At 39.5% G+C, this 22056-nt stretch carries 28 protein-coding genes; 15 read left to right on the top strand and 13 right to left on the bottom strand.

Annotated elements, in window-relative coordinates; all coding sequences use genetic code 11:
* Positions 1-170 precede the first annotated feature (170 nt).
* The 5 genes from LNN34_RS06560 to LNN34_RS06540 form a co-directional block, all read right to left on the bottom strand.
* Positions 171-962 (bottom strand): DUF817 domain-containing protein, encoded by a 792-nt coding sequence (locus LNN34_RS06560; RefSeq protein WP_044155762.1) that lies wholly within the window; start codon positions 960-962, stop codon positions 171-173.
* Positions 963-1095: 133 nt separating this feature from the next.
* Entirely contained in the window at positions 1096-1317 is a 222-nt protein-coding gene (locus tag LNN34_RS06555) for a helix-turn-helix domain-containing protein (protein ID WP_069486586.1), read from the bottom strand.
* A gap of 10 nt (positions 1318-1327) precedes the next feature.
* A complete protein-coding gene (locus LNN34_RS06550) occupies positions 1328-1810 on the bottom strand; it encodes a DUF2975 domain-containing protein (protein WP_044155761.1) in 483 nt (160 codons plus the stop codon).
* Positions 1811-2124: 314 nt separating this feature from the next.
* The gene (locus LNN34_RS06545) at positions 2125-2799 is read right to left on the bottom strand and encodes an SOS response-associated peptidase (protein WP_069486587.1); all 675 of its coding nucleotides are present in this window, start codon (positions 2797-2799) and stop codon (positions 2125-2127) included.
* A 552-nt stretch (positions 2800-3351) separates the two neighbouring features.
* Positions 3352-5772 carry a peptidase G2 autoproteolytic cleavage domain-containing protein gene (locus LNN34_RS06540; protein ID WP_229043015.1) on the bottom strand — a complete coding sequence of 807 codons (2421 nt, stop codon included), beginning with the start codon at positions 5770-5772 and terminating at the stop codon, positions 3352-3354.
* Between the two features lie 522 nt (positions 5773-6294).
* On the opposite strand from LNN34_RS06540, the gene LNN34_RS06535 reads away from it, so the two are divergent.
* Positions 6295-6600: a hypothetical protein gene (locus LNN34_RS06535; protein WP_059291753.1), complete on the top strand. Its 306-nt coding sequence runs from the start codon at positions 6295-6297 to the stop codon at positions 6598-6600.
* A gap of 123 nt (positions 6601-6723) precedes the next feature.
* Here the strand turns inward: LNN34_RS06535 and LNN34_RS06530 are convergent, their stop codons facing one another.
* The 3 genes from LNN34_RS06530 to LNN34_RS06520 all read right to left on the bottom strand — a co-directional run bounded on the left by LNN34_RS06530 (position 6724) and on the right by LNN34_RS06520 (position 8395).
* Complete coding sequence (locus tag LNN34_RS06530) at positions 6724-7446, bottom strand: YrpD family protein (RefSeq protein WP_142350262.1); 723 nt, start codon at positions 7444-7446, stop codon at positions 6724-6726.
* Between the two features lie 364 nt (positions 7447-7810).
* Positions 7811-8014, bottom strand: a complete 204-nt coding sequence (locus tag LNN34_RS06525; protein WP_024121562.1) for a spore coat protein CotC — start codon at positions 8012-8014, stop codon at positions 7811-7813.
* 192 nt (positions 8015-8206) lie between these two features.
* The gene (locus LNN34_RS06520; protein ID WP_044155756.1) at positions 8207-8395 is read right to left on the bottom strand and encodes a twin-arginine translocase TatA/TatE family subunit; all 189 of its coding nucleotides are present in this window, start codon (positions 8393-8395) and stop codon (positions 8207-8209) included.
* Between the two features lie 259 nt (positions 8396-8654).
* Here LNN34_RS06520 and LNN34_RS06515 point away from each other — a divergent pair, with 259 nt between their 5' ends.
* Positions 8655-9053, top strand: a complete 399-nt coding sequence (locus LNN34_RS06515) for a hypothetical protein (RefSeq protein ID WP_059291751.1) — start codon at positions 8655-8657, stop codon at positions 9051-9053.
* 91 nt (positions 9054-9144) lie between these two features.
* On the opposite strand, the gene LNN34_RS06510 is transcribed toward LNN34_RS06515, so the two are convergent.
* On the bottom strand, positions 9145-9579 hold the full coding sequence (locus LNN34_RS06510; RefSeq protein WP_059335697.1) for an SRPBCC family protein: 435 nt from the start codon (positions 9577-9579) through the stop codon (positions 9145-9147).
* Positions 9580-9944: 365 nt separating this feature from the next.
* On the opposite strand from LNN34_RS06510, the gene LNN34_RS06505 reads away from it, so the two are divergent.
* From LNN34_RS06505 to LNN34_RS06480, 6 genes are all read left to right on the top strand, one after another.
* Positions 9945-10133, top strand: a complete 189-nt coding sequence (locus tag LNN34_RS06505; RefSeq protein ID WP_059291749.1) for a hypothetical protein — start codon at positions 9945-9947, stop codon at positions 10131-10133.
* A 69-nt stretch (positions 10134-10202) separates the two neighbouring features.
* Positions 10203-11003 (top strand): hypothetical protein, encoded by an 801-nt coding sequence (locus tag LNN34_RS06500; protein ID WP_059291748.1) that lies wholly within the window; start codon positions 10203-10205, stop codon positions 11001-11003.
* Between the two features lie 4 nt (positions 11004-11007).
* Positions 11008-11628, top strand: coding sequence for a DUF4166 domain-containing protein (locus LNN34_RS06495; RefSeq protein ID WP_059291759.1), 621 nt, complete (start codon positions 11008-11010; stop codon positions 11626-11628).
* Positions 11622-13253, top strand: coding sequence for a YndJ family protein (locus tag LNN34_RS06490; protein WP_229043014.1), 1632 nt, complete (start codon positions 11622-11624; stop codon positions 13251-13253). Before LNN34_RS06495 ends, LNN34_RS06490 begins: the two co-directional genes overlap by 7 nt.
* A gap of 89 nt (positions 13254-13342) precedes the next feature.
* Positions 13343-13654, top strand: coding sequence for a hypothetical protein (locus LNN34_RS06485; RefSeq protein WP_044155745.1), 312 nt, complete (start codon positions 13343-13345; stop codon positions 13652-13654).
* A gap of 240 nt (positions 13655-13894) precedes the next feature.
* Positions 13895-14653, top strand: a complete 759-nt coding sequence (locus LNN34_RS06480; RefSeq protein ID WP_044155743.1) for a poly-gamma-glutamate hydrolase family protein — start codon at positions 13895-13897, stop codon at positions 14651-14653.
* A gap of 22 nt (positions 14654-14675) precedes the next feature.
* On the opposite strand, the gene LNN34_RS06475 is transcribed toward LNN34_RS06480, so the two are convergent.
* The 3 genes from LNN34_RS06475 to LNN34_RS06465 are packed head-to-tail and all read right to left on the bottom strand — an operon-like array spanning position 14676 to position 15636.
* On the bottom strand, positions 14676-15128 hold the full coding sequence (locus LNN34_RS06475; RefSeq protein ID WP_044155741.1) for a YndM family protein: 453 nt from the start codon (positions 15126-15128) through the stop codon (positions 14676-14678).
* 8 nt (positions 15129-15136) lie between these two features.
* Positions 15137-15436 carry a spore coat protein gene (locus tag LNN34_RS06470; protein WP_059352972.1) on the bottom strand — a complete coding sequence of 100 codons (300 nt, stop codon included), beginning with the start codon at positions 15434-15436 and terminating at the stop codon, positions 15137-15139.
* Positions 15433-15636 (bottom strand): DUF892 family protein, encoded by a 204-nt coding sequence (locus tag LNN34_RS06465; protein ID WP_024121571.1) that lies wholly within the window; start codon positions 15634-15636, stop codon positions 15433-15435. Before LNN34_RS06465 ends, LNN34_RS06470 begins: the two co-directional genes overlap by 4 nt.
* Before the next feature lie 199 nt (positions 15637-15835).
* Between LNN34_RS06465 and fosM the strand changes: the two genes are divergently transcribed.
* Positions 15836-16258, top strand: coding sequence for a FosM family fosfomycin resistance protein (fosM, locus tag LNN34_RS06460; protein WP_059291743.1), 423 nt, complete (start codon positions 15836-15838; stop codon positions 16256-16258).
* An 80-nt stretch (positions 16259-16338) separates the two neighbouring features.
* Complete coding sequence (locus tag LNN34_RS06455; protein ID WP_229043013.1) at positions 16339-16767, top strand: hypothetical protein; 429 nt, start codon at positions 16339-16341, stop codon at positions 16765-16767.
* A gap of 393 nt (positions 16768-17160) precedes the next feature.
* On the opposite strand, the gene lexA is transcribed toward LNN34_RS06455, so the two are convergent.
* A complete protein-coding gene (gene lexA / locus LNN34_RS06450) occupies positions 17161-17778 on the bottom strand; it encodes a transcriptional repressor LexA (RefSeq protein ID WP_010334405.1) in 618 nt (205 codons plus the stop codon).
* A 156-nt stretch (positions 17779-17934) separates the two neighbouring features.
* Here lexA and yneA point away from each other — a divergent pair, with 156 nt between their 5' ends.
* The 5 genes from yneA (at position 17935) to sirA (ending at position 21991) form a co-directional block, all read left to right on the top strand.
* Complete coding sequence (gene yneA / locus LNN34_RS06445) at positions 17935-18246, top strand: cell division suppressor protein YneA (protein WP_229043012.1); 312 nt, start codon at positions 17935-17937, stop codon at positions 18244-18246.
* 17 nt (positions 18247-18263) lie between these two features.
* Positions 18264-18917, top strand: a complete 654-nt coding sequence (locus LNN34_RS06440) for a recombinase family protein (protein ID WP_044155733.1) — start codon at positions 18264-18266, stop codon at positions 18915-18917.
* A gap of 63 nt (positions 18918-18980) precedes the next feature.
* Positions 18981-19214 (top strand): DUF896 domain-containing protein, encoded by a 234-nt coding sequence (locus LNN34_RS06435; protein WP_024121576.1) that lies wholly within the window; start codon positions 18981-18983, stop codon positions 19212-19214.
* 174 nt (positions 19215-19388) lie between these two features.
* On the top strand, positions 19389-21392 hold the full coding sequence (gene tkt / locus LNN34_RS06430; protein ID WP_044155732.1) for a transketolase: 2004 nt from the start codon (positions 19389-19391) through the stop codon (positions 21390-21392).
* Between the two features lie 152 nt (positions 21393-21544).
* Positions 21545-21991 (top strand): sporulation inhibitor of replication protein SirA, encoded by a 447-nt coding sequence (gene sirA, locus LNN34_RS06425; protein ID WP_059291740.1) that lies wholly within the window; start codon positions 21545-21547, stop codon positions 21989-21991.
* Positions 21992-22056 lie beyond the last annotated feature (65 nt).

Here is a 22056-nt window from a genome sequence, read left to right as displayed (position 1 = left end):
ACTTCCTGGTCGAAATCTTACTGAAATAACCCTCTATAATTCCGGCAGCTATTTATAAAGAAAAAAGCAACAATTCAAACGTTGCTTTTTCCACTTTATCTTATTCAGAATGTTGTACGCCATCCTTACTATGTGGGATTCGACTTTTATTAAAAAAGATTCTTAAACGATTATAAAAATGGACTAGTATCTATCCTGGTGGAATTTTTCCCCTTAACTTGTTTTAACGTCGCTACTATAAGAAAGCTGACAATCACTAACAAGAGCCATGAACTCACTTTTCCTAGATGAACGAGACTCCATGTATCGGTTTGGTTTGGGTATTCCCAAGCCCCAAAAAACGTTGCTATATTTTCTGCTATCCATATAAAAAATCCGATGAGCATAAATGAAAGGGCGAGCGGCATACGGTAACGAGTCCCGTTCACCTCGTATGTAACCCATGATTGCCAAAAGACGATCAAGACAAGTCCAGATAACCAAAAGCGGACGTCAATCCAAAAATGGTGGATGAAAAAATTCAAATAAATCGCAGCGGCGAGAGGTACAACGGCCCAAAACGGCGGCCACTTAACCAATTCAACCTTAAGCCTCCTCCATGCCTGGCAAAGATAACTGGCTACACTTGCGTACATGAAGCCGCTATACAAAGGCACTCCAAAAATTTTGGAATATCCCTCCTCCGGATAAGACCAAGAGCCCATATGTACCTTGAAAAGTTCAAGAGCAAGTCCAATAAGGTGGAACATTGTGATCACCTTTAGTTCATCCCGTGTTTCAAGCCCTGAATACACCATCCACCATTGCATGAGAAGGCAGATGATGAGCAGCCAGTCATACCGTGGCAGGAGGGGAAGCGGTATGATTTGTGTAATTGCCAAAGAGGCAAAAATAACGACAGGAAACAGACATGATAGGGCCTGCTCCCAGCCAAAACAAACGAGCTGTTTAAATGCTTTCATGAATTTTGCCTCCAAAGGTTTTTTTGAATATATGGAAGGCCTGTTTAGTATAGTCGCTAAATAGACATAGGGTTATGTGCATAGAATCACCGCCGAGTAACTATCTTTTCCTTGCATGATTATTCCTGACTTATTAATCTTGGATGTCTTCATCACTTCGGTATTCCAAAATATCTCCGGGTTGACATTCTAAAGCCTTACAAATCGCCTCTAAAGTTGATAATCGAATGGCCTTTGCCTTTCCATTTTTTAATATAGAAAGATTAGCCATCGTGATTCCAACCTTCTCCGACAGTTCCGTTACGCTCATTTTCCTTTTAGCAAGCATCACATCAATATTGATTATAATTGCCATTGTTTTCACCTCAGACTGTTAAATCATTTTCTGATTTTATATCTATAGCTTCTTGCAAAAGCCTTTGGAGAACAGCAGCAAAGACTGCGATAACCATTGAGGCAAAAATAAGGACCAATCCGATTAGTATAATACCTGGAGCATCGTCCATCTCCGCGATGAGATAGAAGAGTGGCATGCCTGCCGCAAGTAAAAGACTGATGGTGATTGCACAGTATTTTATTTTCTTTAAAGCTCTTACTGATAATTCCGAGAAAGCTTTATTCCGGTCAATATAGCTTAAAAGTGTAAAGGCTTGATACAGAGCGAAATAAAAAGGTATCGCCGCTGCATACAAATCGATATAAACAAGATATTTCAGATAAGAAATATCTGGATACAATTCCGCTGCAAAGTTCGCTATCTCCGGCACTAAAAATATACACAAAGCAAGAACTGGAATTCCAATAAGAATAACAGCTATCTTTAAAAAGAGTGTTGATCCTCGTTTCATAAAAAGCACCTCACCTAATAATGTCGATTTGAATTTAACATATTATTTATCGTTTTACAATAAAAAAATATTGAAATAGATTATTTCCTTGTTGTTTTAGAGCTGTCTTTTTTCACTTTGGACAAGAAAAAAGCATTCCTCATTACAGAGAAACGCTCTATATCTTTAATCGATTCAATTTAAAAATTGGGCAGCTGACTGAATCATTAGGTTTAAAAATAACGCATGGCACATAAGGGGGTGTTTTTGAATCTGTACACGTTCGTTTATTTTGCTTAGGCGAAGGTGATATATAAAGCAATCTGGCAGGGTACTTAATGGGCTTCAATAAGCTCAGGTGAATTGTTCTTAGGTGAGTTAACTAATGATGAAACCTGGTATGCTTCCATGTCATCAGCATCATAAGGCAAAAGCAAGCTTTTGAGATAATCGGGATCTGTATTTTTAGGGTTCAGCCATTCTTTTTCATATTCGTAATTCAATATAACCGGCATTCGATCATGGATATTTTCCATAAGCGCATTAGGTTTTGTCGTAATGATTGTGCAAGTGTAGAGCGGGTAACCTTCAGGCGTATTCCACTTTTCGTATAATCCGGCAAAAGCGAACAGATTGGATGATTTCAGCTTGATTCTCATAGGAATCTTAGTTTTTGGATCAAGGCGTTTCCATTCATAAAAACTGTCGGCCGGAATGATGCAGCGTTTGCTGACAAGCGGTTTTCGAAAGCTGGGTTTCTCGGCCAATGTTTCAGCACGAGCATTGATCATTTTATAACCGATCTTTTCATCTTTAGCCCAAGGAGGAATGAGACCCCATCTTAATTTTCCAAGACGGTTGCTTGATCCATCATTAATAATGGTAAGGATGTTTTGTGCTGGCGCGACATTATAGCTGGGGTGATATTCGTCTTCAGGCAAGAAGTGATCTATGTTGAATTGCTCAATGATGTCGTCAAACTCTGAGAATAAAGTGAATCTGCCACACATGTTCATCATCCTTTTGGTTTTTTGAATATTGTACAGGGTTGGTATCTGAAAATCAAAAAGGGGAGTATGATGCAGCAAGTGAAGAATGAATTATTTGAATAAAAAAATGAGGGAAAATCAAAGATGCGGAAACATTTAACGTTATGCGTAGCAAGAAAGTTTTAAGGCTACAGATATAAAAGCCGTTCCAAAGATTTAAGAGTTATAAAATGAAATGTATAAAAAAGGTGAGGAATAGTATTAGCACCTTAATTGGAATGCACGGAATTTTTAAATACTGATGTAAAAATGCAATGTTGGTTAATGTTAACCTTCCTTGTGAAGAAGGGAATAGGGATCAAAACAAGGATGTTTATAAAAATATTGTGATTTAGGTTTGTTACGTATTTTTGATTTCTAATGAAGTGGTCATGAAGCCCAAGTTTCAAGAAAATGAGCCTGAATCTTGGGCTATTATAGCTTGAGATATCTTGATATTAAACCAACAGGAAATGAAAAAAACTGATATCATTTAATCTTTCATCAGTATAAAGAACTTGTTCCAGACTCTCACTATCTAATGACGGTGAGTGCGATGCCGTACCCTTTTTCCGGAGTGTAAATGGTAGTGATTTTCATTACTTTCCAGGTTCCTTCAGATGCTTTTGTTCCTATCCCATTATGCGCAGTAAGGTAGTCTCCTTGTCCCACAGTTTCGTCAATACGTACATAATGCTGTCCCGCCAGTCCAACCACATGCCATTCGTCCCTTACAGCCCGTGAATGATAAGCGGTCTCCAGCGCTGCATCATAGTCTGGATTTTGTTTTGGCACACGTATCAATTCACCGGTTTCCTTGTCGATCAGATCCTCATAAATGAATCCGCCAAACTCATTAGTCAAATAGCGGTCCTGCCAGACGAAGCTGGATGCTCCTGAGATGAAAGCTGCTGTTTCCGAAATAGCTCCAAGCATATAATCTCCCACGTGGGCGGGCGCTATTTTTTCACCTCTTAAAGTGACGATTGTACCTGTCTGGATTAACTGCCCAGTTGAACTCTCAAAATACTCTCCATATCCATTTAAGGAAGAACTGATTGCTCCTGCAAATGTCCCGTTTCCTCCAACTGAGTCAAGAAGCCATTTCATTGATTGATGGCCTCCTGCCACGGTGTATGGTTCTTCCAGTATAATACTTTCAGAAGACAAAATTGTCCTTGAAACATTGTTTCCTTTAATATGGGCATTGTTTGAAGAAGCGATTAATGCACGGGATCCTTCTGTGCTAGAGCCTCCTGAAGCGCCGATGACCGCATTTCTTTCTCCCTTCGCCGTAATGTCTCCGGTACCAGCGATAACTGCGCTCGTTTGGTTAAAGGCGAAGCCAGAGGTTGTTGCAAGCTGTGCGCCGCCTTTTAAATTAATGGGTACATGCTGGTATGATTGACCTTTGATGGTGACCGCCGCACTATAACCTTCTGCATGTACACCGAGAATGACGGTTTGATTATTAGGCGACTGAATTCCGACCGCTCCGTTATCAGCAATCATTGTACCGTTTAGTATATTCACATTATAGAGACCGCCACCGATTGAAATTCCTTTTGGAGCAGATTGATAAATATCAAAGTTTGAAATTTTAATATAATCAGTTTTATTTGACCCGCCTGATAAATGAATATCAACACCGGCTTTTTTAAATCCGCGAATTTTAATACCGCTAAGGGTGATATTCTGACTGCGGTATTGCAAAGCTACGACAGGATTTTCCTTATAGTCATAGTCGGGATCACCAATTGCTGTGAATCCGCTTACATTAACGTTTTTATATGCTGAAACAACTAGCGCTCTTGGCGTGACAGCTTCATAAAGAGAGTTGAAAACCGGTTCAATTGCTGAACAATCAATGAGTGTGACATCATAAGCCGTTGTGCTTTCAGGATCAGTGGCTTGATGATGACCAATATGACGAAGATCAAATGCCCGGACATCACGATAAGAAACATGGCCGATGATATGGACATTTTGAGAGGCTGGCCACATTGCATGCGCTTTAACCTCTACTCCACGAATGTTTCCGCTTGTAAAGTTATTCAAAAGCCATACATGCTTAGACCCATCGTCGATTTCTATTCCGTTGGAGTTGGATACACCCTCTGCAAACTCCGTTCCTCGCGGATTACCGGAATGGCAATTTGAAATAAAGATGTATTCACTATAATGGGTAGTAATGCCGTCGTCTCCTGAACCATATGCCACACAGTTATCAATCCAAATATATTTTGAGCCGTCTTTAGTCCAGTCGGTATCAGGTAAATGATCGTACGTTGGGGATGTAATATCAATGCCGTGAAGACCTGCGTTAATGGCTTCCACGTCTCTAATCCATCCATATTCAACTTTAGCAAAAGTTAAACAGCTGGAGAATTGACCACCAGGAGTTTTCACACCGCATTGTCTATTAGGATTCCAGTCTAATGACATTCCTTGAACAAAAATATTGCGGTTCCCATTTTGGTAATCATCATTTGTGATTACCCATTCATGAGCGGGAGAGTCTTCATGAAGTTTAATTACGGTAATTCCTTTACCTTGCCCTGCAATTGTTGTCCAGGACGGAAGTTTAATCCCTTGAACCAGATATTCTCCGGCAGGAACATTTACTTTGACGCGACCATTACCGATTGCTTTTCGAAAAGCTTCTGTATTGTCTCGTCCATCGGGAACAGCTCCGAAGTCTTCCACATTTACTTCCCGGGTGATTTTACTTAAAAGCTTATGGTATTCTCTGTCAAGACGTTCTTTTAAAAGAGAGGTGATCTCTCCTTCTGCCGTCATCCTTGCGTCAGTAACTTCGACGTTTTGATCTGTAACGGAATGCCTAATAAGGTTTTGCATTCTCTCCTTGACATGTTCAATTTCAGATGTATATTCCGGGTGTGACTCAGATTTGGCGTTTAGAGAAGGATCGGGGTAGTTTTTAAAATGAACCATTCTAAAGACACCTCTTTCTTTTAATATAAGCGCCGTTTTCAGTATTGCAGTTGCTGTAGCGTATTTTGCGCTTATCTTTCCAATTCTGTATTTGTTGCTAGAATTCCTTTTAAATCCATATTAGTTTTCAAAGATAAGTAAGTCTTGAACACGAAATTCGATGGAAAATAGGGAAATTAGTTAATGTCCATAAAAGCAGTGGCTCAGATTCCAGCGCTGATTTAAAAACGGGGATTACAACAAAAGCAAAAATACTAAAACTAATGTAAGGAAAGATGTCATTAGCCCTTTTAAGAAAAAATTCACTCCAACTCCGTAGCAGACTTGAATACACTTTACCTATTCGGTTTCGTTAGAGAGCCAAGGTAAGAGTCTGATTAGCTTCTGCGGTATTCAATGGTAGTAGTCATTAAGGGGCAAGAGAAATTGAAAAACATTTAAGCAGGGGAAATTCAAGCATTGACGCACGTTAAGGAGTGTTAATATGTACCGGATTAAATATATGAAAAAGGTGACAGAAGAATGAAAAGACTTGCCGTGTTATCAAGTTTTACTGCTATTGTTATCTCAATCATCGGACAGCTGATGGGAATGTTAGATGATTCTTATGCAGTGGGTAACGCGTGGTTCGTAGGTGTATTAGCAGGATTGATTACCCTTCTTATTTTTAATGACAGTCAAGAGATGACAAAAAGTTATATCATAAGTTCAAGTACAATTTTAGGTATTCTAGGAGTAGGTTTTTTATATTTCCCAGCTGCATTAATCAACATTTTAATAGCTTTTAAGCTAAACAAGAAAAAAGAGAGGGAATTTTTTAATTCGTAAAGAGAAAATGTGGTAAATGATGACATCATAGTATTGGAATCATCATTTTATCCAGTGGATTTAATTTTTAGGTTATACAATAAAAAAGGACGCCGGCATTGCCGGCGCCCTTTGCAGCATTCCTTATTTATTAACAGAAATCGTAACATTATTTCCAGAAGGGAGGACTTTTGCAAAATCCTGTGTATCTACGACAGGTGTCACTGCTTTATTGTCGATTGTGATATTGTTAAAAGTTGTTGAAAAAGTTGCTTTAATGGCAGAGCGTTGGCTTTCGGCTGAAACCGCAGCAGTGGCAAGTGTTTTCCATTTCGACAGAGTGCCGATGTTTGTTCCTTGAATTTCCATGATAATACGTCCGGTATAGCCGTCATTGTTCGTTCCCCAGAGGGTCATGCGAGTATTCCCGTTCAAGTTTTTGTAGATCGTCAATTGAACTGTGCTTCCGGGACGAAAGCCTTTATTATAAGTAAATTTCTCTTTTCCTTCGATATACGTTTCATCATTTTTAGAACCGACTTTCATGAGCGGTTTCCAGACGTTGTATTGTTTGCTGTACTGAAGGCCGATATCTGCCTCAGTTCCGTTTTTTGCGCTAAAGCCTGAATAAATATAAGGGGTAGAGACAGAGTCTTGGATGTTCACAGTGTCGGGAAGCTTAATTTTAGCCGTCAATACAGCGCCTGTACTGTTTATGTAGGCGCGTCCGCCGATTCCCTTAGGCAGCTGGGAAGCCGCTTTTGCCACTTGAGTGTCTGCTCCTGGAAGACCTGGAACTCCTGAAGAAATGGTTCCGAAAAGAATAGCTGTTCCTACTGCACCTGCAATTAATGCTTTTTTCAACAAAATTCCCCCTTTTAAAAGTGGTTTCGTCAATTATTATACCTTATTTTGGAACTTCTTTTATTAAGATAAATCGACAAAATCGTTAAAATCTCTTGTTTATGAATGGGTTATGTTTATATATTGACAACCTAGATCTAAAAATAAACTAATTAAACTATGTACCAAATGTTCAATATTTATTAAAAAATCAGCATTAAGGACCAAATAATAATTGTAAGACACTCACCAAAGGTAAAAAAGCTTTATCCTTTTTTAACAAATTAGACCTATGATTCGTTTAGACATTGAAGTTACATAGTTTTTTCTGCAAAAAAACCCCCGGCCATTGACCGGGGAAGCAAAATTGAGGAGATTAAATGGAGTATTAGCAGTGTTTCTTACGCTTTTTATACTCTACAACGTAGTCATAGTCTTTTTTGTCGTGATCATAATGTTTTTTGTCATAATCACAGTAGTAATCTTTTTTGTCATGGTGATCATAATGTTTTTTGTCATAGTCGTAATACTTCTTGTAATACGTTTTCTTAACCGTATAATACTCTTCTTTATATTTTTTGTAATAACCCATAAATACCCCTCCTTTTATGATCATACGCTTCATTATATGGAAGTTAGAGTTTGCGGATTGGACAGTTTAAATTGCAAAAGTAAAAAAGGGCTGTCCAAAAAAAGAAGTTGAGGAATAATCAGAGGAAAACTGATGGATCATGCAGAAACAACAATATAAAAAGCCGATGTGCATCGGCCAAATCATTTTACCTTACATTTGCTTGTCTTCTTTGTTTTCTGAACCACTACTTCTTATGTCTTGAGTCAATCCGCTTGTCGCTTTTTTAAATTCTGATAAGGCTTTTCCGGCAGATCGGCCAAGCGCAGGCAGCTTATCAGGACCAAACACTAAAAAACCTACAAATAAAATAACTAACATTTTTGTGACGCTTAATTCCATGATGCTTCTCCTCCTCTTGTTTGAAGTACGAACCCTTATTAACAAATTATAAAAGATGGCAGTTCAAATGAGAATACGTCTGTTTTGAATATTTTGTATAACACAGGCGAAGGGAGAATGATGTGATTTCTTCAGGAAAAATGCTGATGATAAAACGTATGAAGCTTCCAATACCATACACATACCTGCAATTTTATTTAAAGGGGGTGATATATATAACTGTAAGTTGCTATGATCAAAATAAGGAGGAGATATTATTATGAGATGCAATAAGCTAATAGGGTGCCTGTCTGTTTTCATGTTCGCTGTGGCTTTTCCATTATCTGCACATGCAGAAAAAGCGGGAACTGCTGGAGCCGGAGAGTGGGATAAGCTTGGGACTTACACCTATACTTATTCAAGTCCGACGGTATACTCGAGCGGAGGTGATTTTAGAGTTTGTCTTTCAGGAAGTACACCTTTCTCCGTATCGCTGCATCTATATGAGGATGATGCTGGTGACAACCCTGATGAATATGTGGGTTCTAATTATTTTTCACCCGGAGAATGTCATACCTTTAGCAGTATCGGGAAATTTGTAGATGGAAGCAATAACAAGGCAGAGTTCTTTGTTACTGATTACTCTGGTAAATCAAAAACAGTTACGTTTTATGATTGATTCGGAGATACAGTTCAGTGAATTTAACTTTGTCATGAATAAAAGAGAGAGGGAGCTCTCTCTTTTTATACTGTATGAGCAATGAAATACCTTACTCTTGAACAGCCTTGCGAAGTCGTTCATTCACAATGCCTGTCCAGCCGCCATCCATCTTATCCCGAATGACTGAGCTTTTCTCGTTTGCCTTACCGATCATTTCATCCGGCTTCTTCCAACCGCTGTGGATGAGAGTGAATTCTGTTTTGTTCCCTACGTCTGTTAATTGAAATGTAACAATCCATCCATCAGTATCCCATTCAAAAGAAAGCTCTCCGGGAGCATGAACCGTCAAAACTTTGCAAGGTGATGGTCCAAATGGTGATTGCAAATGAAATTTATATCCTTCCTTCAACTGAAAATCATTCGGCATAAACCACTTGGCTATGCCTTCTGAAGTTGAGACTGTCTCCCAAACCTTTTGAATAGGCGCCTCTAATGTTACATGTTTCGTAATGTCCGGTAATGTTTTTTCTTGATATTTATCCATATATTGCTCCTCTTTATCCAATATATACTTTCAAGCAAATTTTATATCATCTAACGAAATCATGTCCATAGTGAGCATGAATTATGCTGAATCTGTTGTCCGGTGTTTCATTCTATAAATTTCACGATCTTGATGATTTATCTGGCTGCAATGGGCTTTTATGAACAAAGATTTCTTTTAATCAATTAGCATTTCGGGTATTTGATGCACTGATCAGTTTTGTGTTATTGGCCAATGTGCTGTTTTTCTGGATAAAAAAGAAGAGCATAGCATATGTCTCAGGCATTTTGGCTGTAGTTAATGTAATTATGCTGATATTTCTGCTTTTTCTATCGTGATGAGAATGTAAAGAAGGAGGGTTCTGCGTGCTCGGTAAAATAAAAGCGGCCATTGATAATAGTCCGGGAAAACCCGCGAAAATTGTAGTTAATGAAAGCACACTTCAGCAGTTAAAAGAAGAGATGCGTTTTGTTTACGTTTCCAGACCTAAAACCATTATGGGGATACCTGTGGAGGTTTCAGATGATGTAGAAGGCTTTGAACTCAAATTTTAACGTTAATATATTTTAATACTATAAATATGCTAATATAGGAACTGCTAGAAAAAGAAGGGAGGAGGGGCTGTGAAACAGAAGCCGATTTATGTCGAAATCGAGATGACATCTGACCTGGACAAGCTTTGGGAATATACGCAAAACCCATCGCTACATAAGGAATGGGATCTGCGGTTTTCTGACATTACATATTTAAACAGAAGCGTAAATGAAGCGCAGAGGTTTCTTTACGAGACAAGAATTGGCTTTGGATTAAAGGTGTCAGGTGCTGGTGAAACCGTGGGAACGAAATTGCATTCCTCTCAAAGAGTATCCTCCCTGGCCTTTTCCTCCAACCATCCGTTATCCCTGATTAAAAAAGGCAGCGGGTATTGGAAATACATACAGCATGATAACGGGAAGCTTACATTTATGACGCAGTATCAATATGAAACGGCATATGGCTTTCTGGGAAGATGGATTGACCGTTTATTATTTCGGCCGCTGTTGGGCTGGGCAACAGCATGGAGTTTTGATTCATTGAGACTTTGGATTGAACAAAATAAACATCCGAAACAATTGATCCGTTATGCGTTTGTCTATATGCGGACGTGCTTGTTTTTTAGTCTGTTTTGGTTTTACCACGGGTTTACAGATCTTGAAACGAACAATATGGCAGGAGCAGCGAAGATAGGATTGGGCATTTTATGGCTTAGTCCATTAAAGAGAAAATGGACACTTCATGCTGTGCAGACCTGTATCTTTGCTGTCTGCGCTTTTCTGGATGCCGGAATATGTTCTTTACTGTTAAGTGTGGTTACTGCGGCAAGCGGCTGGATCAGTCTCCGGCTTCCAAGTGCTCGGCATACGAAACGAAAAAGAAAGAAGTGAAATGGTGAGTTCAATGTATAAAAAAACAATTATAAATTATCATCTATTACATCCCAAGCTGCAGAAACGTTATCAATTAGACAGGTCACATACATTCAGCGGAAGAGGAACGATGTCAGAAATAAGCGGAGGGTCTTTTTTTGTCAGAATGCTGCTGAAATGCGGGGTGTTTTTTAGATGTTTCTTTTCAGAAAGAGGAAAGGACATCCCTTTTACAATTAAAAACAGAACATGTCTTACGAAGCAGGAACATACGGGGATTGAATGGAATCGGACTTTTGTCTTTAAAGATAAAAAGCGTTTCTTTGATGCAGTTATGGTATACGACGAAAATGAAAAACGAATACTTGATTTTTTCGGCCAACCTCATATTCTGCTGTCTGTTTTAACTTTTGAAGCACTCTCTGACGGGTCTCTCCACATTACATCAGGAAAGCAATGGCTATTAATATGCGGAAAAAGAATTCCTTTGCCAAAATGGCTGAGCGGTAATTCCACTGTTTGCGAAACTTTTGATGAAAGCAACAACTGTTTCACTATTCAAGTTCATGTGGAAAATGCAATTCTTGGCACTCTTTTTTATTATAAAGGGACGTTTCAGGAAACAGAGGGAGAAGTATGTTAAAACGAAACGGCATCATTAGTGCGCTTTGTTTCATCTGGTTTCTTGTATCTGAAGCTCCCGACATATCAGTTGCGGAGGCGCTTGTCTTGTTTTCCATTCTCTTTTTTGTGCCGGGAATTTTTCCTTTTGTTTTTCATCAATCAGCTCACAGGATTATTCAATTTTCGGAAAAAATATTGATGCACATCTATCCGGCAGCAGCTGTTTTCGCGGTATTAGCCCTTGTAACAGACGTGGGGTATTTTGCACTGATCTGGTGGATATACACTGCTTTGTTGGCTTTATATGGTGTGTTGCGGCTCTTGAAAACAAAAATACATAGAATCGAAGAAACATCTATTTTGTTAGGACTCGTTTATTTAGGCGGAGGGGGATTTTGGTTTTTTGCCTATGCTGCGCATTTACATATCCTGCACTTCGGTCCTCTTATTATTTTGCTCACAGCTGTTCATTTTCACTATTCTGCTTTTCTGATCCCGATCTTTAATGGTTTACTTGGCAGAGTCAATAGAGAAAAACGGGTTATGTACGGTTGGGTGACATGGATTATTTTACTGTCGCCGCTCCTCATCGCACTCGGAATAACATACTCAAAAACACTTGATATCTTGGCGGTTGGTATCTATATGGCAGCACTTTATCTTAACTCATACTTAATATTTAAGACAGCTTTTCGCAGTAAGACAGGAAAAGTGCTTATCCGACTGTCTTCTGTCGTGTTAATGATAACGATCTGTTTCTCTTTCATTTACTCATTCGGTGTATTCCGGCAAGAAGTCACGCTGACCATCAGCCAAATGATATGGATACACGGTATCGTGAACGCATTCGGTGTTATTTTGCCGGCTCTTGCAGGATGGAGAAAAGAAAATCCTCAGCCCTCGGATGCGAGTGTCAAGGTTTTCAGCCGTATATACGGAAAGAGAACAATCGGAAAGAACTTTTTGCACAACATTCACGCTGAAAATAACATTCGATATAGCGGACTTGTGGATGATATGAGAGGCCTTCGTTCAAACGATTTTTCACCGGAGCATTTGACACCGTTGATTGTTTCTTTTTATGAACAGACGAAAGATTATGAGGTAAAAGCAAAAGTGACGTGGAGCACTTGGTTTCAGCCCTTTGCGAAAATGTATGAATACATCAGCAAAAGAACCGGACAAATACATCTGTCAACGAATCCTGACTGGTATAGGATGCACAGTACAATAAAAGGTGTCCATTCAAAAAAAGACGGAAGAAAAAAGGTGCGTGCCTGGATCAGAACAAATGAAAAAAACGAAACCATTTTTACCGCGCTGTATTCTGTATATCGCTCAAAAGGGGAAGGGTACATGAATATTTCTCTGCCGCTTCCTTTCAGTAACATGACAGGCATTTTAAAGCCTTATCATCACAAAGAGAACCTGATTTTGACCAGCAGGCGGAGAAAAAGCGGTGCTGGGGATGAAGGGATTTATCTTAGAACAAAAGTCGGGACCTGCCCGCTTCCATTATCTGAAACCTTTCTTATAAAGGCTCCGGCGGGTGCAAACAGGTTAACAGCTGTTCACGAAATGTGGCTGTTTGGGATTCAATTTCTAACTGTAGATTATGACATTACATATTGCCCGTCCAAATGAATAATATAAAACAAAGACAATAGTTCATCTTACAGTCTCTCGTCCGGTAAACAACATGCTGCACCTCATACAAGGAAGGAAGGGTTTTTATGTTTTATATCAGTTTGTTTCTGATTGTATGGCTGGCTGCGGGATTTGCAGTGGGGATGAAGCAAGTTTATGTCGATCAGCTATTCGATAAAGATGTAATCGAAAGGCTTGAAAGAAAAGCAGGTGACCATGATCTTGTTGACCGTTTTATCAAACACCGTTTCATTTATATTGCAGCAGTGACTTTAAGCGGGTTTATTGCTGTTTACAGTGAAATAAAAGCCATTCCGCAAAAGCGGAGAATAAGAAAAATTGAAAAAGACATTAATAAGCTCAATAAAGTAAAGAAGCGCGGGAATAACAGAAAGTAAAAGGTGCACAAGCCAGCAGGCGGGTGCATTTTTTTTATTTAATGGGGGAATGAGAATAAAGCCGGTGCGATTTTACTTTTTTGCTAAGGAGTATAAATTCATAAATGTGAAGAACAGCGCCCGGGCTAATGGTATATAATATTGTGAATTTAACAAAAATTTAACAAGGAGGACGAGATAATTCGTGCTAAAGCCTCAAAGAGTCCAGCATCCTGTGTTTTTGGTTTTGAGGCGGAGTAGATGAAACCGGCCAAAGTATCCCTGCTCCGCCGTGTGCTCCATTCCTTGAAGCATGTTGATTGTAACATAGTCAAACGTTTTCCATCAACTTTAAAAAATGTAAAATTGTTGTTGATTTTCTTGTTGTTTGTTCCGGTTTCTTCTGTATATGCAGAGGATATCTATCAGAATTTCGAGGAATTAAAGAATCACGAAGACCCTTCAGATTATAACATTGCCACAAAAGAAACCGGCAGCTCTGTGCTTGTTTTAGCTATTCACGGAGGAGGTATTGAAGGCGGCACAAGTGAATTAGCGAGAGAGCTCAGCAAAGAATATTCCATGTATTTGTTTGAAGGTTTGAAGACGTCTGGAAATTCAGTACTGCATATAACAAGCACACATTTTGATGAGCCTCAGGCACTGAAGCTTGTAGAAAGTCATGAGTATGTCATTTCATTGCATGGATATGCAGGAGAGGACCAACAGATACAAATCGGCGGAACAGACCGATCAAGAGCGGCAGAATTAGTTTCAAAACTGCAAAAAGCAGGTTTTCCGGCTGAATTGCTTGGTACAGATCATCCGCATGCAGGCGTAAGTCCAAACAATATAGCGAATAAATCAAAAACCGGTTTGAGCATCCAGTTAGAGATGAGTACAGGTTTCAGAGAATCTTTGTTTGGCATCTTTTCTTTAAAAAGCAGATCCGTGACTCAAAATGAGAGGTTTTATGATTTTACAGAAGTGATGACCCATTTCATAGAAAACAGCTATTAAAATAAGGAGGCGCAAAGCCTCCTTATTTTTCGTCCTTCTGATCATTGGCTTCAGGAAACAATTCATCTGATGCCTCGGTTTGATATTGCAAAGTGTTATCTTTGACAGTCAGTTCATTTCGGAATGTTTCATCCAGCACATTTTTCAGTAAATACCGGTGAAAAAAATATTCAAAAACAGTAAGGCAGACAGACGCAATCAGAGCGGCTGCAAACGGTGAGAAACCGTTTCTAGTTTGCGTTTCAAGAAAGACCCAAAGAATAACGAGTGAAAGTCCGAAGTCAGCCAGTGAAGCTGTTATATTGCTGGTTCTCGGCAAGATCAGGATGTCACCGGAAAGGTATGTTACAAAGCTTAAGAAAAATGCAATAAACAGCACACTTAAAAAGGAAGCATGGTAAACTCTATCCAAAATCACATACAATAGGGCAAGAGTTAAAGCTGTCTTAGAAGCAAGAGCGATAATATGTTTCATTTGATCACCTATATTTGTGGCAAATCTTTAGCGGTATCTGCAGCCTCTAGATCGACACTTATTTGCTGAGTTAAATCATTAGAATGATAAAAACCCTTTGCAGCCATATAATGAAAAATTTGTTCATGGGTATTCATCGCGTCATGTAAATATTGCTGCAGCGTTTCTCTGACTTCTGGGGAAGAAGATTCTGTGATGGCAGCTGCAATATTTCTAACGCCTGTCTTTGCCGATATTAAAAAATCTGTTGCGATCACTTGTTCGGTCATACTGCCCATTCCGGCTAATTTTTGAAAGAACTCATTCACGCTTGTTCACCTCTCACTGACAGCAATTCCTGCAAACGCGCAACCTGCTGTTTTGTTTTTTGAGCATCTTGCTCAAGAATACTCTTTAATTCTTCATCTTGTACAAGTCCCGTCATGGTTGAAGATTTTGTCAAACAAAGGTTCTTAAACGTAAGCAATTCGTGCAATTCTAACGTTTCATGAAGGCCGTAGCCATTCATAATGGTCATTCCCTTCTGAAGAAGTAATATGGTTTATTTTGAACAAATTGCTTTTGTTTACACTGGTATTTTTTGCTGGTCGCTTGAAACTTTCTGGCTGCAATGTCCGTACACAAGGGATGGGGGTGAGCTTCTGTTAAACAAATCAATCTTTCATGGTTTTTAATCATCTATCTTTAAATACTAAGGAGGAGACACAGTGGAGATCAAAGGGATCAATCACTTGTTATTTTCTGTTTCTGATTTACTGACTTCCATCGAGTTTTATCAAAATGTCTTTGATGCTAAACTGCTGGTTAAAGGAAGGAGCACTGCATATTTCGATTTAAACGGCATATGGCTGGCTCTCAACGAAGAGCGTGACATTCCCAGAAATGATATTAACGCTTCTTATACCCATATCGCTTTTACAATTGAGGAAAGCGAGTTTGAACAAATGTCCGCAAAATTAAAAAACCTTCATGTTACTATGTTGCCTGGGAGAGAACGAGATGAACGTGATCGAAAATCAATTTATTTCACTGATCCTGACGGCCATAAATTTGAATTCCATACAGGAACTCTCCAAGACAGACTTCAATATTATAAGCAAGCTAAAACCCACATGGATTTTTATGATTGAAAAAGTACGGGAAACAGAGTAACAGGGGATATACATATTTATCTTCTGGGGTTAATATATGGTAAAGGAGGGGATTGCAGTTGAGAAATAAAATATTGCTCATGACAGCTGTTTTACTATGTGTTTTTGGAACCGGGACCATTCATGCAGCAACTTCACAGTTTGAGCATAAAACCGACTTTATTCTAAAGGACGGAATAAAAGCGTTTTATGTAGAAAACATTAGTGATGTACCGGCAATGGATTATTTTTTAGGATACCAATTTACGATATTAGGAGTGAACACTTGTTCAGTTAACATTAAGCTTCAGCGAATGGGACTTGCAGGGGATTATACTACGTTAAGCACAAAACAATTCACCGGTAATTGGTTTGACTTTAGCGCCCAAGATAAGGTTTCCATTGAACCTTATCACCGGTATCGAATATTAGCTGAAGAACATTCAGAAAACTGTGCAAGTGTTCATGTAAAAGGCCACTATGGTGTAGAATATTTTAATTTTGATTGAAGCTCACATTTTTGAAAAGAAGTGAGCTTTTTTTGCAGAATAAATTAACTAAATAAACTATGTACTAAATATTCAATATATTTCCTTTTGTCTCGCTCAATATAATAGAAGAGAGTAGAACTCATCTTTTCACGTCCAAAAATCGAAACATTTATAAGAAGAGAACGTCTAATTTGTTAAACAGCACTTTTTTTAAAAAAAGTTTCATTAAGGAAAGAAAATTTCTTGACTTCAACAATTAAATGATGGATAATTATGGTGTAAACATGATGTTCTTTTTCCTCCTATTCAGGTTCGCACCTAAGCCAGGGCGAGCCTGCTTTTTTTAAAAACAAAACCCCCACTCCGCAAAGGAAGAGGGGGTTTATTCTTTGTAACTGATAGTTCAATAGTTTAATGGACAGTCCTGAACACACCAATTACTTTTCCTAATATGCTGACATTCTGCAGTATGATCGGAGCCATGGTTGGATTTTCAGGCTGTAAGCGAATGTGTGTATCCTCTTTATAGAAACGTTTTACCGTAGCTTCATCATCTTCTGTCATCGCCACTACGATTTCACCGTTATTCGCCGTGTTTTGCTGTTTTACAATAACATAGTCCTTATCAAGTATACCTGCGTCAATCATACTGTCACCCATGATCTCCAGCATAAACACATGCTCATCCGGAGGAACCATACGGTCAGGAAGCGGGAAGTATTCTTCAATGTTTTCAACCGCTGTAATAGGCGAGCCCGCCGTTACTTTTCCGATTACCGGTACATTAACGACTTGGCTTTTTGGAATCTCTACTTCTTCATCCAGAATTTCTATCGCTCTTGGTTTTGTCGGATCGCGTCTAATCAGCCCTTTTGTTTCCAAACGGGCCAAATGGCCGTGGACAGTAGAACTGGACGCAAGGCCGACAGCCTCTCCGATCTCTCTAACCGAAGGCGGATATCCTTTTGATTTAACCTCTGCTTTAATAAAACGGAGGATATCAAGTTGCCTTTTTGATAGCTTCGTCATTTTTTGCACCTCTAAACGTCGATTTTAAATAGATTATAGCATGATTTTCCTGACAGTACAAACATAGGTTCGAAAAAAACAATTGACAGAAACGTTTGTTCGTATATACTGAAATTATAAAAATGCGAACAAACATTCTTGTCGGAGGTTGTTATCATGAATAAAGAATCTATTATTTTTGTCGGCCTGTTCACTGTGATTCTAAGCGTGGTTATCCTTCTGTTGTCATATACAAGCAGCGAACAGGAGCTTAATCAATATGTTAAAATAAAAGTTCAGTCTGGGGATACGCTGTGGTCGCTCGCTGATCAGGTGGATGACTCAAAAAAGATAAATAAAAGTGATTTTGTTGAATGGGTAGCTGAAAAAAATAATCTCCAGACGTCTGAGATTCAGCCGGGGGATGAATTGGTGATTCCATTAAAAAAGGAACACCCGGCTGCATACGAACTGGCTACTGTTAAATAGAGAGGAAAGGTAGAAAGGTGAAAGCGCTCATTTATGCCCGTGTAAGCACAAATAAAGAACAGCAAGAAACCTCATTAAAGCGGCAGGAGGAGGAGCTTACGGCCATTGCTGCCGAGAACGGCATGGAAGTCGTCAAAGTGATTTCTGAAAAAGCCAGCGGATATGAAATGGACCGGGATGGTGTATTTGATTTGCTTGATCTTATCAAGAATTCAAATATTGATGTGATTTTAGTTCAGGATGAAACAAGACTCGGCCGGGGAAACGCGAAAATTGCACTTCTTCATTGTATTTACAGGGAAGGTGTAAAAGTATATACGACCGCTCACAGAGGTGAGCTGGAGTTATCAGAGGCTGACTCTATGGTGCTGGAAATCGTCAGCATTGTGGAGGAATACCAGCGGAAAATCCACAACATGAAAATTAAACGCGGAATGAAACGTGCAGTGAAAAATGGTTTTAAGCCACAAAAGAACCTGAAAAACCAGCATGAAAACAGCGGAAAAGAAAGAATAGAAGTTCCGATCTCGGAGATTGTCCGGTTGAGAGCGAATAAACTGACGTTTGCTGAAATCGCGGCTACGTTGAGAGGTTTTGGCTATGATGTGTCAAAGGCGACAGTCCATCGGCGTTTTCAGGAATACATAGAGAATGAGCAGACAGGCGAGTGAATCAGTTGTAAAACTCCTCTTGTTTTAGTAGTATATAGACAAAATGCAATAAAGGAGTTTATCATGATTTCAAACGAAAAAATTGCCAGAATCAATGAACTTGCCGCAAAAGCTAAAGCTGGCGTTATTACAGAAGAAGAAAAAGCTGAACAGCAAAAGCTCCGTCAAGAGTACCTAAAAGGATTTCGTTCTTCTATGAAAAACACATTAAAAAGTGTAAAAATCATTGATCCTGAAGGCAATGACGTAACACCTGAAAAGTTAAAAAGAGAAAAAAATAATAACAGACTTCACTAATATAAGAGGAATACGGCAATATCGTATTCCTCTTTTGTATATACTACAAAGAACAGCGCTTTCTTCAGGTGACAAAATGTATCAAGTTTCTCTCAAATTTAAGCTGAAACAGTTGAGAAAAAGTCGTCAGACATTTATGATGAAAGGGTACAACATATAAGGAAGGGGATTTTTATGGATACAATTGAAAAGAAATCAGTTGCTACCATTCGCACACTATCAATAGACGCTATTGAAAAAGCAAACTCTGGTCACCCTGGTATGCCTATGGGGGCAGCGCCAATGGCATATACGCTATGGACAAAATTTATGAATGTAAATCCGGCAAACCCTGGGTGGTTTAACCGCGATCGTTTTGTTTTATCTGCGGGACACGGATCAGCACTTTTATACAGCATGCTTCATTTAAGCGGGTATGATCTCAGCATTGAAGATCTTAAGGGATTCCGCCAGTGGGGCAGCAAAACACCGGGGCATCCGGAATTCGGACATACAGCAGGTGTTGATGCAACAACAGGGCCGCTTGGACAAGGAATCGCAATGGCGGTTGGAATGGCTATCGCAGAACGCCATTTAGCCGAAACTTACAACCGCGATTCATTCAATGTAGTCGATCACTATACATACAGCATTTGCGGTGACGGCGATTTAATGGAAGGTATTTCTTCTGAAGCCGCTTCACTTGCAGGCCATCTTCAGCTTGGCCGTCTGATCCTATTATACGATTCTAATGACATCTCATTGGACGGAGATCTGGATCGTTCATTCTCTGAAAACGTGAAACAGCGTTTTGAGGCGATGAATTGGGAAGTTCTTTACGTTGAGGATGGAAACAATATTGAAGAATTATCTGCGGCAATTGAAAAAGCACGCCAAAACGACAAGAAACCTACATTGATTGAAGTAAAAACGACAATCGGTTTCGGTTCTCCTAACCGTGCCGGCACTTCCGGTGTTCACGGTGCTCCGCTTGGCAAAGAAGAAAGTAAATTAACAAAAGAAGCTTATGCATGGACGTATGAAGAAGATTTCTACGTTCCGTCAGAAGTATATGAGCATTTCGCAAAAACAGTAAAAGAATCCGGCGAGAAAAAGGAACAGGAATGGAATGACCAATTCGCTAAATATAAAGAAATTTATCCGGAACTCGCTGAACAGCTTGAACTGGCTATCAAAGGAGAACTTCCGAAAGACTGGGATCAAGAGGTGCCTGTTTATGAAAAAGGAAGCAGTCTGGCATCCCGTGCCTCTTCAGGTGAAGTTCTGAACGGTCTTGCGAATAAAATTCCGTTCTTTGTCGGCGGTTCTGCAGACTTAGCAGGGTCAAACAAAACGACGATTAAAAATTCCGGTGATTATACAGCGCTTGATTACTCAGGCAAAAATTTCTGGTTTGGTGTTCGTGAATTTGCTATGGGTGCAGCCTTAAATGGTATGGCGCTTCACGGCGGACTTCGTGTATTCGGCGGAACATTCTTTGTCTTCTCTGATTACTTGCGTCCGGCCATTCGCCTTGCAGCATTAATGGGTCTTCCTGTGACATATGTCTTTACTCACGACAGTATCGCGGTCGGTGAAGATGGACCGACTCACGAGCCGGTTGAGCAGCTTGCTTCATTACGCGCTATGCCTAACCTTTCTTTAATCCGTCCTGCAGACGGTAATGAGACAGCAGCGGCTTGGAAGCTTGCGGTGCAGAGCACAAATCAGCCAACAGCGCTTGTATTGACACGTCAAAACCTTCCTACAATCGACCAAACAGCTGAAGAGGCATTAGCTGGTGTAGAAAAAGGTGCTTATGTTGTTTCTAAGTCTAAAAACGAAACACCTGACGCTCTTCTCATCGCTACGGGCTCAGAGGTTGGCCTCGCAATTGAAGCACAGGCGGAATTGGCGAAAGAAAATATTGATGTTTCTGTCGTCAGCATGCCTTCAGTAGATCGTTTTGAGAAACAATCGGATGAATACAAAAACTCCGTGCTTCCGTCAGATGTGAGAAAACGTCTTGCGATTGAAATGGGCTCATCATTTGGCTGGGGCAAATACACAGGGCTTGAAGGAGACGTGCTCGGTATTGACAAATTCGGCGCCTCCGCTCCTGGCGAAACCATTATCAATGAATACGGCTTCTCAGTTGCAAATGTTGTGGATCGAGTCAAAGCATTAATCAATAAATAAGTTTTTCAAAGGGGATGAGTCAAATCATCCTCTTTTTCTTGTTTATCCGACAAAAATAGTATTGGCTGTTTAACAGTAATAGACAATTCTTTCTTCTCTTCTTTTGTATAATAGAATGCAAATGAAATGCTGCTGGAAAAGGGGATGAGAAGATGGAACGTCACTACTATACGTACCTGATCAAAGAGGAATTTGCCAATCATTATTTCGGGCGGGAATCGGTTATGTTTGAGCTGTTTCAAGACTATCATTGGACAAGCCTGACGAGGCAGCAGTATGAAATGACAGAGAAACAAATTCAATATATCACAAGACCCATTCCGATTTTACATATGCATCAGCGGTTAAAAATGAATTTGAATAATACAAACTATACACAGCTGGATTATATTTATAGATTATCTCTCCCAAAAGCTAAGGGACAAGCGTCTTTTATGATGAAAGAACACATGATTGAAATTGTAGCTAACGGAGATTACGAGGCGGAAACGATATTTTTTGAAGTTCTTCGCAAAGTAAGCCCTTGCTTTCTCGCAATGGATTTCAATACGAAGCGGTATGGGTGGTTAAATCCGGTGAAAGAAAGAAATTTTGTCTAAAACCGAAGAAAAAGAGATGTAAATGTTGTATAATAGCTTTTGGTTTAGTACACTTTAAACTAGAC

It is taken from the genome of Bacillus sp. AF23 (assembly GCF_020861455.1).
Taxonomy (GTDB): domain Bacteria; phylum Bacillota; class Bacilli; order Bacillales; family Bacillaceae; genus Bacillus; species Bacillus halotolerans.
Note: the sequence above shows the minus strand (reverse complement) of the source record. Positions and strands in the feature narration are given on the sequence as shown.